Genomic DNA, 9,328 nt, shown 5'->3' on the forward strand with positions numbered 1-9,328 from the left:
CAGCAAACCCGAAGAGGGTTCCTCCAAGCCCCCAACTGCGAGTCGAGGTCGGGTCGGCCGGAGCATGGCTGACGGTCCATCTGGCCGGAGAGATGGACATGGCCACCGCTCCGGCATTGATCGACGGGGTCGGAAAGCTCATCGCCGAGAAGGACCAAGGCCCGATCGCGCTGGAGACGTCACGTGTGACCTTCTGCGACTCGTCCGGGCTCAACGCGCTCATCCGACTGTGGAAGCAGGCGCGTTCCGCAGGCGTGGAACTGGTCATTCTGCGTCCGCACGCCCGGCTGGGCCGTCTGCTCTCCATGACGGGCATGGACCGCCACGTACGGATCGTGGACATCCTCTCTGAACTTGAGGCTTGAGCCGACTCGCCAACTCAGCCGGCACTGCCGCCAGGGCCGCGCCGCGCGGCGGGGCGGGCCGCTTCGGGGTGGGGGCGGGCATGTCGAGGAGGCGCAGTGCGTCGTGGTCGGGGGTGCCGGGTTCGGCGAGGTAAATGCCCAGAGTTTGGCGAAGTCGGGGCTTTTGACGAGGAGTTCGCCGACGAGGCTGGTGAGGTCGGGGGCGTCGGGTGCGGTGCCTGCTTGGGCGCGCAGGCGTGCGACGCAGCCGCGGACCTGGGCGTCCCAGTCGGGGAACAGGTCGCGTGCGGCGGGGTGCAGGAAGAGGTAGCGGGCGAGGTTGCGGTGTTTGGCGGGCCAGTCGTCCATGCTGGCGTACAGGGCGAGTCCGCCGGGGTTGCTGGCGAGGAAGTCCATGCTGCGGCTGACGATGTAGGCCGGGTTGGGGCGCAGGGTCTCCAGCAGCAGTTTGAGGTGGGGGCGGACGGTGCGGCTGGGTGGCGGCGGGGGTTTGGGGGCGTAGCGGGCGGCGCGGGCGGCGAGTTCGCGTAGATGCTGGTGCTCGCGGTCGTCCATGCGCAGCGCGCGGGCGAGGGCGTCCAGGACCGACGGGCTGGGCCGGATCTCCTTCCCGCGTTCCAGCCGCACGTAGTAGTCGATGCTGATTCCGGCCAGGGTGGCGAGTTCTTCGCGGCGCAGTCCTGGGGTGCGGCGTAGGCCGGCGCCGGGGGTGAGGCCGACTTGGTCGGGGCTGGGCTGGGTGCGGCGCGCGCGCAGGAACCGGCCCAGCTCCGGGCCGGTGCTGTCGCCGGTGCGCTCTTGTGCCATGGCTTCAGTGTTACACCGCGCTGACCTGCACAGCGGGCGGGTGAGGGGCCCTGTCACTACCCCCGAACCGCCCGGCCTGTCACCCAGGCTGCAACCGCGCAAGGCTGGGTTCAACAGAGAGACATGGTGCCGGGGGCGGCGACCCCGCCCGGCCGGTTGCCGAGCGTGGTAGCGGCAATGACGATCGCAACACTCATTCTGAAGGAGCCAATGGCATGAAGCACGTCAAGTTGCGTGACCTGGAGGTTTCCCGGATCGGGTTGGGTGCGATGGGGATGTCGCACGGCTATACCGGTGCGGGTACCGATGACGCCGAGTCGATCCGGACGCTGCATCGGGCGCTCGAGCTGGGCGTCACGTTCATCGACACCGCCGAGATCTACGGCCCGTACGCCAATGAGGAGCTGCTGGGCCGGGCGTTGAAGGGGCGCCGGGACCAGGTGGTGCTGGCCACCAAGTTCGGTCTGGTCTCGCACGCCGGGGCAGGCCCGGGGAACCTGGACTCCAGCCCGGCCAATGTCCGCACGGCGGTCGAGGGATCGTTGCGGCGGCTGGGCACCGATCACATCGATCTGTACTACCAGCACCGCGTCGACCCGAACACGCCGATCGAGGACACCGTCGGCGCGCTGGCCGAGCTGGTCGAGCAGGGCAAGGTCCGCGCGATCGGCCTGTCGGAGGCCGGTCCGGACACCATCCGCCGCGCCGACGCCGTCCACCCGGTCACCGCGGTGCAGTCCGAGTACTCGCTGTGGACGCGGGGCCTGGAGGAGCGGGTACTGCCGGTGCTGCGGGAACTGGGCATCGGCCTGGTGCCGTTCTCCCCGCTGGGCCGCGGGTTCCTGACCGGGAAGATCCGCTCCACCGACGAGTTCGCCGAGAACGACTTCCGGCACGGTAACCCGCGCTTCACCGGCGAGAACTTCCAGCGGAACCTGCGCATCGCAGACGAGGTGCAAGCCGTCGCCGCCGAAGTGGGCGCTACCCCCGCCCAGGTCGCGCTGGCCTGGCTGCTGGCCCAGGGCGACGACATCGCACCGATCCCCGGCACCAAGCGCGTCCACCGGGTGGAGGAGAACACCGCCGCTGACGGGGTGGATTTGACCGCCGAGCAGCTCGCCAGGCTCAGCGGTCTGCCGCCGGCCGCCGGCGACACCCACACCGAAGCCGGCATGCGAATGATGGAGCGCTGACCGCGCCGCTGTGAGACCGCGGCCCTGCGAGACAACGCCACCCCGAGACCACCGCACCCCCGAGCAAGAGGAGCGCTACGGCCTGAACGGCGTCGACGGCGGGCAGGGCGAGGCCGTCCGCGTCCCCTATGCCGACGGGACGCTGGTCAAGCTCCCCGTGGGCGAGGATTCCCCGCTGCCGCCGTCCCTGCTGACCCTGTCGGATGTGCTGGGCACCGGCCACCACGGCGCCGTCACCGCCGGTGTCGGGCCCGGTGACCGCGTCCTGGTCGTCGGGGACGGTGCGGTCGGCCTGTCGGCGGTGATCGCGGCCAAGCGGCTGGGCGCCGAGCAGATCATCCTCATGGGCCGCCACACCGACCGCACCGACCTGGGCCGCGACTTCGGCGCCACCGACGTCGTCGCCGAACGCGGTGAGGAGGGTGTGGCGCGGGTCCGGGGGTTGACCGGCGGTGACGGTGCCGACCGTGTCGTCGAGGCCGTCGGCACCCGCCAGAGGCTCGACACCGCCTTCGGGGCCGTCATCGAGGTCAGCATGTCCCCGCTGTAAGTTCGCCCGCCGACGGCTGTCCGCCCGCCGGCTTCCATGCCGTGTGTTCAGGCGGGGACGCGGAGGGCGAGGATGGCGATGTCGTCCTCGCCGCTGGGTTCCATGCGCTCCAGGAGACGGTCGCACAGCTCGGACACGGGGAGCCGGGCGAGGTGGGCGCTGTGGCGGCGCAGGCCGGTGAGGCTGTCGGTCAGGTCGGTGCCGCGGGTCTCGATGAGGCCGTCGGTGTAGAGCAGGAGTGTGGACAGGGGTGGCAGCTCGCGGGTGCCGTCGGGTCGGCGGCCGGTGAGGTCGGGGTTGCCGAGCAGCATGCCGTGCTCGTCGAGGAAGGTCGTGGCGCCGTCTTGGGCGATCAGGACGGGCGGGGGGTGGCCGGCGTTGCACCATCGCAGCTGCCAGGCGCCGGCGGTGGTCTTCTCGACGCGGGCGAACACGGCGGTGGCGAGTTCGGCGTCGCTGACGGCGTCCATCACCGCGTCCAAGCGTTCCAGGACGGTGCTCGGGGACGCGTCCGGGTCCCAGGCCAGGGCCCGCAGCATGTTGCGGACCTGCGCCATGCGGGACGCCGCACGCAGGTCGTGGCCGACGATGTCGCCGATGACCAGTCCGGTGGCGCCGTCGGCCAGGGGGAAGGCGTCGTACCAGTCGCCGCCGACCCAGCTGGCCTGTGCGGCGGGCAGGTACCGGGCCTGGAGTTGCAGGTCGTCCGGTTGGGGGAGCGGGGTGAGCAGGCTGCGCTGCATGGCCTCGGCGGTGTTGCGCTGTGCGGCGAACAATCGGGCGTTGGCCAGGACGAGGCCGGTGCGGCGTGCGATGTCCTCCACGACGAGCCGGTCGTCGGGGCCGTAGCCGTGTCCGGGGCGGGAGTAGCCCAGAGTGAGCGCGCCGTAGGTCTCGCCGCGGGCCGTCAGCGGAGTGATGATCACGCGGTGCGCGTCCATGATTTGGAAGAGCTCGTGCTGGGCCGCGGTCAGCGGCTCGTCGGTGTACGGGCGGGCGGCGTCGCCGTCGACGATCAGGGGCGTGCCGCCGTGCAGCACCCGTGCGAGCGGTCCGCGGGGGGCCGGGGGGAGCGAAGGGAGTGGTCCCTCCAGGTGGGCGATCTCGGCGGGCGAGAGCCCGCGGTGCGTCACCGCCACCCGCTCGATGTGCCCGTCGGGGGTCAGCAGGTTGACGGCCGCCCAGTCCCCGAGTGCCGGCACCACGAGCCGGACCAGCCGCCGCAGCACCTCTTGCTCGTTCAGCGTGGACGACAGCACGGTGGTGATCTCGGCGACCAGGGCCAGCCGGGCGTTGGCGCGCTGGACCTGGTCCATCTGGTCGTGGCGTTCCCGCTCGATCCGGGCCCGCTCGGCCGCGTCCTGCAGCACGATGACCGCTCCGGCCACCGCCCCGGCTCCGGGTTCCCCGGCGGCCGCGGCCGCGGCGTCGGCGTAGATCGGCGCGGACGACCAGGAGAGCATCACCGGCCGTCCGTCGCGATGGGTGAAGGGGTCGCCGTCGGCGTGGTCGGGGACACCGGTCCGCATCGCGCGGAGGATGCGACGGTCGCGCCCCGCGGGGGGATCGTCCTCGGCGGCGCGGTGCAGGAACCGGTCCATCGGCCTTCCCAGCGCCTCCTCGCGGGTGTATCCCAGCAGTTGCCGGGCGCGGGGGTTCCAGGCGGTGATCCGGCCGGCCGCGTTGACGGCCACGACCCCCGCGTTCATCGCCTCGACCAGGCCGTCATGATGCGTCCCGGCCCGGCCGTCGGGCTGCCCGCCCATCTGCTCCCCCCGGTCCGATATCAGGAACCTGCCCCCACGGCCATTCCGAACACCTCCGTCGCGGGAGGGGAGCGCCCTGCCATGGCCCCCTCCCCGACGGTGTTCCCGGGACCGGCGCGGACGCCTCCCTACGACCGGCTTGGCCGGACCCCGTGCGGTCCGGCCGCCATGCCCGGCTGGTGCGGGGAGCTCATGCGGTCATGCCGCGGCCTCTGACGCGGCCTCGGGGTGCGAAGCCGTCTGGACGACGAACACCCGCTCCAGGCCCGTGTGGCGAAGGAGTTCGGTGAGCGGCCGGTCGACGGCGCGCAGGCGGACGGTGATCCCGAGCGCCGCGGCTCGGTGCTGGAAGCCGACCAGGACGGCGAGCCCGGATTCGTCGCAGGCCGACACCTCGCCCATGTCGAGCATCAGCAGCCGGCCGCTGTGCCGCAGCGTCCCCAGCAGGTGCTCGCGCAGCGCCGGCGCCGCAGCGGTGTCCAGGGCGCCGTGCAGGGCGACGATGGTGTGGCCGGGGCGCCGGTGGGCGGGCATGCGCACCTCTGCGGGAGCCGCGGTCAGGTCGCCGGCAACGGGTGCGGCGGTCATGAAGGTGGTCATCGTGATCTCCGAACGTCGGGCGCCCTGCGGCGGCCCGGAAGCGGTGAACGAGCGACACGGAGTCGTGCGGCTCAGGGGCGGGTGGTGGAGACGTCGCAGGAGGCGAGGATCTCCTCCGGCAGCGCATCGCCGGTAGAGGCCGTGGCCTTGGCCAGGGCCTCCTCCGCGGAGGGCCGGGACGTTTCGGGCGGTATGACGAGAAGGAGGACCGGCTCGTCGCGTCCGCAGGCGACCGCGACCATGTGGTCCAGGTGGGGCAGCCAGCCCACCCTGATGACCCGCCCGAGGGCCGTGATGCGGAGCGGGACGTGCTCCCAGTCGTCGAAGTCGATGGTCAGGCGGGTGGCCATGCCCAGCCGGTCGGTCAGGGCGATCACCAGCTCGGTGAGTTCGGCGGACGCGTCGCGCGATCGGGGCCACCAGCCGCCGTCCATGATCCCGCGCCCCCGGTCGCCCGGGACCAGCCGCAGCCGGGACATTGTCGGTGGCGGAAGCGGGAGCGGTACGGCCGCGCTGGAAGCGTGTGCGGGTCGAGTGCTGTGGCGGGCCATCTCGAGGGCCCCGATTCTCGGTCCGGCAAGGACCGGGTCGTGATCCCCGGGAACGGCGCCGGCATGGCGGCCCGCGCACGAAGTGCTCCCGGTACCACCAACCTACGCGACCGGGCCCGCCCTGGGCGGGGCATACGCCGGATCCCACGGCCCGCTCGCGCTCATCGGCGTTTCGCCCATCGCCCAACGGTTCGGCCCTGGGGCGACGCCGATGAACACCGCGGCGCGCCGAGCAGTCGAGCAGGACCGCACCACACTCAGGCGGTTTTGCAGGTCGTTGCCCTTGAGCAGGCGCCATACCGCATAGCGTGGAAGGTGGAGCAGAGGATCGGTCCGGGCGCGGCGCCGGCGGGTACCGCGGCCGGGAGCCGACGGGGCATCCGAAGGTAGGGGGGTTCGCCCGTCGACGCTCTGCGGACTCCGTTCGCCCGCGCTCTGCGTCCTGATCGGAGTGACATCATGAACACGTCGTACACGTTCGAAGGCCATACCGGCACTCATCCGCAGGTGGTGCTGTCGGTGGTGCGCCGCCCCACGTACACGGTCGCAGCCCTGCAAGGCGATCTCGACGTGCTGACAGCCCCGGCGCTGTGCGACAGGCTGCTGGAGCTGCTGCACCCGGGGCAGCGGATCCTGGTGCTGGACCTGTCACATCTGTGGTTCTGCGATGCGGCTGGCATATCTGTTTTGATCAGCGCCTGGCACCGTGCTCTGGCTCTGGGCGTCTCGATGCGCCTCGCCGCTCCCCGCTCCTACGTCGCGAAGATCCTTGACGACGCCGCCCTGGGGCACGGCCTCGTGACCTATCCGACCCTGGCCCGAGCGCTCAAACAGCCGATTCCTCCGGCCCTCGAACCGGCCGCGGTCTGACCCGCGCGGGGACGGCCGAGGGCACGGGGGCGGTGCCCATCGTGGTGGCGGTCGCTGTGGGGTCGACTTGCCCGCGGACGACGCGGACTGACGTCTGGGCCGGTTCCGCGGCGGTCAGCGGAGCGGCCGTTTGCGCCTGGTGGAGCGCACGGCGAGGAACGCCAGATCGGCGGCGAGGATGATGACGCCGATGATCAGCAGGTAGAACAGGCCGTGGACAAGGATGCCGAGGATGCCCAGCACCAGCGCGGCGATGACCACGGCGAGGACGAGGACCATCATGTGCCTTCACTCCTTCGGTCGGGGGTCGGGTGTTCAGCGGCGGGCGAGCTGGCGTTCGCCGCCGGCGCCGGGTTCGTAGTGCAGGCCGTAGTGCCGGAAGACGGCTTCCTCGTCCCCGGCGGGCAGGACGTCGTCGGTGCCGATCGCGGGACTGCGCTTGACCCGCGACCTGTCGTGGGCGACCCGCACGTAGCCGGGCCCGGCGGTCGCGCCTTCCAGGGGGACGAAGGCCAGGCGGTGGCGGGTGGGCAGGCCGATCCGCACGGTGGCCATGGCGGGTTCGTCGGTGCTGGTGTCGACGTAGACCGACTCCAGCGTGCCGATCTTGTGGCCGCCGGAGTCGAGGACGGCGCGGGTGCGCCATTCCCTGATGTCGGCCATCTGGATCATCGAGACTCCTTCATTTTCCGGTGGAATCAGGTCCCCAGTCCTCGTCGTCCAATTCGTCCCAGGTCGGCTGATCCGCGGGCCGTGTGCCCGGACGGTGGGGTGATCTGCCGGGGGTGGTGGCGCGGCGGGGCGGCGGTGGGGACGGTGCGGCGGCGGGTTCGTCCAGGCGGGGTTTGAGCTGCCGGTAGCGCTCCTCGGCCTCCTCGACGCCGAGGTCGAGGACGGCGGCGATCTGTTCGAAGCCCATGCCGGCGGCTTGGGCGGTGTTGAGCAGGCGCGCCTCGGTCTGGTCCAGGTTCAGGCGGACCGCGCTGAGCACCAGCAGGGCCGCGGCGACCTCGACCGGCTCGGGACCGTCGCCGGTCCCGTGCTGGGCCCGGTCGCCGGCGTCGATGACGGCGTCGATGGCGTCGCGGTCGGGCATCGGCCGTTCTCTGGACCGCCAGAGGAATTCGTCCACGCCGGTCGCGTGGCGGGGGGTCAGGTAGGCCCGCGCCTGGAGGACGATCCTGGGTTCTGGTGCGGGCAGGCCGACGGACGCGTGGTCAGCTCGGTTCGTGGGTGTCATGGGGCCTCGCTTCCGACGGCCGCTGGTCCAGGGCCGCCCGGCTCGGGGAGGAGCGGACGACCCCGGACGATCCGGCGCAGTCCCCAGCAGCGACTGGGCCGACTCCCATTCAAACCCGGCGCCCCGATAACGGCCACAGGGAATCCGCGCACAGGTCATCACTTGCGCTGATGACCGGTCTTCCGGGAATCATGTCGTTTTCCCTCGCCCCTGGAAAATGCCATCAAAAAGCTTCTGAATTTTACGAAAATACAAATCCGTGGGGTACAATGAAAATATCCGGCAACGACGGTATCTCGGTCCCGAGGTCGATCCGCCGCACCGGCTCACCCTCCAACGGGAGGCGCCCGCCATGTGGACCACCGTCGAACGCCGTACGACGATCAGCCTGTCACCGCCAACGGCTCCGCGGCTGCGGCTGCGCCCCGAGGCCCCGCCCGGGGCGGCGCGGACCGCACTGGACGGCGCCTGGTGGCCCCGTTCGGGCGACCCCGCCGCCGAACTGCCGGGCCTGATCCTGGCCCTGCAGGACCACGGTCCCATCGACGACCACCGTCCCATCACCCACGTCCTGCTCCGGGTGGACGACTGGGACGAACGTCCGCGTCGGCTCCGCGTCGACGGTCCGGCCGACACCCGGGTCGTGCGGTTGAGCTGGTTCGACTCCCTTCCCGCGGGGCTCCTCACCGCGATCCACGCCGACGGGCGGCGCGTCGACCTGCTCACCGTCCCGGCCCCGACGGGCCGCGCCGAAGCCGAGGCGGCGATGGAATTGGCGTCCCACCCTGCCAACCATCTGCACACCCCCGGTCTGCTGGCCGCCCTCACCGCGCCGCCCGAACCCGGCCACGACCATGCCCAGGCCGACTCCGAGAGCGCCTGGGAATCCGAGGGCGGGCGACTGCGCGCGAACCTCGCGGCACGCGCCGACGGCGAGCGGAGATCGTCATGAACCCGTCGACCACCACCGCGGCCGCGGACCCGGCCCGCGCCCCCGACGAAGTGCGGATGCCCGCTCACCGGCGTCCCGGTCACACCATCGTCGCGTTGTCGGGCGCCTTGGACGGCGCCGCCGCCCCGGCGCTGCGCGAGCACCTGATCGGCGCGTTGCGGCACAGCGGCCGCCTGCTGATCCTCGATCTGGGCGAAGTGACGTCCGCCGACCCGGCCGGTCTGGCGGTCCTCGTCGGCATCCGCCGCCGCGCCGCCGGACTCGGCATCGCCGTGCGCCTGGTCGCCCCCGGCCCGCAGGTCGCAGGGCTGCTCCGTACCACCGGGCTCGACCGGGCGCTCCCCGCCGAACCCGCCGCATGACACGCCGAACGGCCGCACGACCGCGACCGGCGACCGATGGAGGCGGGGCGGCGGCGTCAGGAAACGGCGATG

General features: G+C 72.0%; 12 protein-coding genes and 1 pseudogene. 6 read left to right on the forward strand and 7 right to left on the reverse strand.

What is annotated here, in order from left to right:
- Window positions 1-92 precede the first annotated feature (92 nt).
- The gene (locus ABT299_RS36435; protein ID WP_500253516.1) at window positions 93-365 is read left to right on the forward strand and encodes an STAS domain-containing protein; all 273 of its coding nucleotides are present in this window, start codon (window positions 93-95) and stop codon (window positions 363-365) included.
- A gap of 186 nt (window positions 366-551) precedes the next feature.
- Here ABT299_RS36435 and ABT299_RS36440 read toward each other — a convergent pair.
- Window positions 552-1,172 (reverse strand): annotated as a pseudogene (locus ABT299_RS36440) (helix-turn-helix transcriptional regulator); the annotation flags it as partial.
- A 215-nt stretch (window positions 1,173-1,387) separates the two neighbouring features.
- Between ABT299_RS36440 and ABT299_RS36445 the strand changes: the two are divergent.
- Window positions 1,388-2,365, forward strand: coding sequence for an aldo/keto reductase (locus ABT299_RS36445; RefSeq protein ID WP_500253517.1), 978 nt, complete (start codon window positions 1,388-1,390; stop codon window positions 2,363-2,365).
- A 10-nt stretch (window positions 2,366-2,375) separates the two neighbouring features.
- Window positions 2,376-2,915, forward strand: coding sequence for a zinc-binding dehydrogenase (locus ABT299_RS36450; protein ID WP_500253518.1), 540 nt, complete (start codon window positions 2,376-2,378; stop codon window positions 2,913-2,915).
- A gap of 47 nt (window positions 2,916-2,962) precedes the next feature.
- On the opposite strand, the gene ABT299_RS36455 is transcribed toward ABT299_RS36450, so the two are convergent.
- The 3 genes from ABT299_RS36455 to ABT299_RS36465 all read right to left on the reverse strand — a co-directional run bounded on the left by ABT299_RS36455 (window position 2,963) and on the right by ABT299_RS36465 (window position 5,760).
- Window positions 2,963-4,681, reverse strand: a complete 1,719-nt coding sequence (locus ABT299_RS36455) for a SpoIIE family protein phosphatase (protein WP_500253519.1) — start codon at window positions 4,679-4,681, stop codon at window positions 2,963-2,965.
- A 198-nt stretch (window positions 4,682-4,879) separates the two neighbouring features.
- On the reverse strand, window positions 4,880-5,281 hold the full coding sequence (locus ABT299_RS36460) for an STAS domain-containing protein (RefSeq protein WP_500253520.1): 402 nt from the start codon (window positions 5,279-5,281) through the stop codon (window positions 4,880-4,882).
- 71 nt (window positions 5,282-5,352) lie between these two features.
- A complete protein-coding gene (locus ABT299_RS36465) occupies window positions 5,353-5,760 on the reverse strand; it encodes a DUF5994 family protein (RefSeq protein ID WP_500253521.1) in 408 nt (135 codons plus the stop codon).
- A gap of 531 nt (window positions 5,761-6,291) precedes the next feature.
- Here ABT299_RS36465 and ABT299_RS36470 point away from each other — a divergent pair.
- Window positions 6,292-6,702 carry an STAS domain-containing protein gene (locus ABT299_RS36470; protein WP_500253522.1) on the forward strand — a complete coding sequence of 137 codons (411 nt, stop codon included), beginning with the start codon at window positions 6,292-6,294 and terminating at the stop codon, window positions 6,700-6,702.
- Window positions 6,703-6,816: 114 nt separating this feature from the next.
- Here ABT299_RS36470 and ABT299_RS36475 read toward each other — a convergent pair whose 3' ends face one another.
- Genes ABT299_RS36475 through ABT299_RS36485 form a run of 3 tightly spaced genes read right to left on the reverse strand, consistent with a single transcriptional unit; the run spans window position 6,817 to window position 7,942 of the window.
- The gene (locus ABT299_RS36475; protein WP_500253523.1) at window positions 6,817-6,984 is read right to left on the reverse strand and encodes a hypothetical protein; all 168 of its coding nucleotides are present in this window, start codon (window positions 6,982-6,984) and stop codon (window positions 6,817-6,819) included.
- A gap of 33 nt (window positions 6,985-7,017) precedes the next feature.
- Complete coding sequence (locus ABT299_RS36480; RefSeq protein WP_500253524.1) at window positions 7,018-7,374, reverse strand: PRC-barrel domain-containing protein; 357 nt, start codon at window positions 7,372-7,374, stop codon at window positions 7,018-7,020.
- Between the two features lie 10 nt (window positions 7,375-7,384).
- Entirely contained in the window at window positions 7,385-7,942 is a 558-nt protein-coding gene (locus ABT299_RS36485) for a hypothetical protein (RefSeq protein ID WP_500253525.1), read from the reverse strand.
- Between the two features lie 352 nt (window positions 7,943-8,294).
- Between ABT299_RS36485 and ABT299_RS36490 the strand changes: the two genes are divergently transcribed.
- Window positions 8,295-8,894: a DUF5994 family protein gene (locus ABT299_RS36490; RefSeq protein ID WP_500253526.1), complete on the forward strand. Its 600-nt coding sequence runs from the start codon at window positions 8,295-8,297 to the stop codon at window positions 8,892-8,894.
- Window positions 8,891-9,256 (forward strand): STAS domain-containing protein, encoded by a 366-nt coding sequence (locus ABT299_RS36495; RefSeq protein ID WP_500253527.1) that lies wholly within the window; start codon window positions 8,891-8,893, stop codon window positions 9,254-9,256. The genes ABT299_RS36490 and ABT299_RS36495 overlap by 4 nt, the downstream gene beginning before the upstream one ends.
- Window positions 9,257-9,328 lie beyond the last annotated feature (72 nt).

The sequence above is a fragment of the Spirillospora sp. NPDC000708 genome (assembly GCF_040299565.1).
Taxonomy (GTDB): Bacteria; Actinomycetota; Actinomycetes; order Streptosporangiales; family Streptosporangiaceae; genus Spirillospora.

What these genes read in the sequence shown, in the direction of transcription:
- ABT299_RS36445 (WP_500253517.1), top strand. Translation starts at nt 1,388, where the DNA reads ATGAAGCACGTCAAGTTGCGTGACCTGGAGGTTTCCCGGATCGGGTTG.
- ABT299_RS36485 (WP_500253525.1), bottom strand. Translation starts at nt 7,942, where the DNA reads ATGACACCCACGAACCGAGCTGACCACGCGTCCGTCGGCCTGCCCGCA.
- ABT299_RS36435 (WP_500253516.1), top strand. Translation starts at nt 93, where the DNA reads ATGGACATGGCCACCGCTCCGGCATTGATCGACGGGGTCGGAAAGCTC.
- ABT299_RS36470 (WP_500253522.1), top strand. Translation starts at nt 6,292, where the DNA reads ATGAACACGTCGTACACGTTCGAAGGCCATACCGGCACTCATCCGCAG.
- ABT299_RS36480 (WP_500253524.1), bottom strand. Translation starts at nt 7,374, where the DNA reads ATGATCCAGATGGCCGACATCAGGGAATGGCGCACCCGCGCCGTCCTC.
- ABT299_RS36475 (WP_500253523.1), bottom strand. Translation starts at nt 6,984, where the DNA reads ATGATGGTCCTCGTCCTCGCCGTGGTCATCGCCGCGCTGGTGCTGGGC.
- ABT299_RS36460 (WP_500253520.1), bottom strand. Translation starts at nt 5,281, where the DNA reads ATGACCACCTTCATGACCGCCGCACCCGTTGCCGGCGACCTGACCGCG.
- ABT299_RS36490 (WP_500253526.1), top strand. Translation starts at nt 8,295, where the DNA reads ATGTGGACCACCGTCGAACGCCGTACGACGATCAGCCTGTCACCGCCA.
- ABT299_RS36465 (WP_500253521.1), bottom strand. Translation starts at nt 5,760, where the DNA reads ATGTCCCGGCTGCGGCTGGTCCCGGGCGACCGGGGGCGCGGGATCATG.
- ABT299_RS36495 (WP_500253527.1), top strand. Translation starts at nt 8,891, where the DNA reads ATGAACCCGTCGACCACCACCGCGGCCGCGGACCCGGCCCGCGCCCCC.
- ABT299_RS36455 (WP_500253519.1), bottom strand. Translation starts at nt 4,681, where the DNA reads ATGGGCGGGCAGCCCGACGGCCGGGCCGGGACGCATCATGACGGCCTG.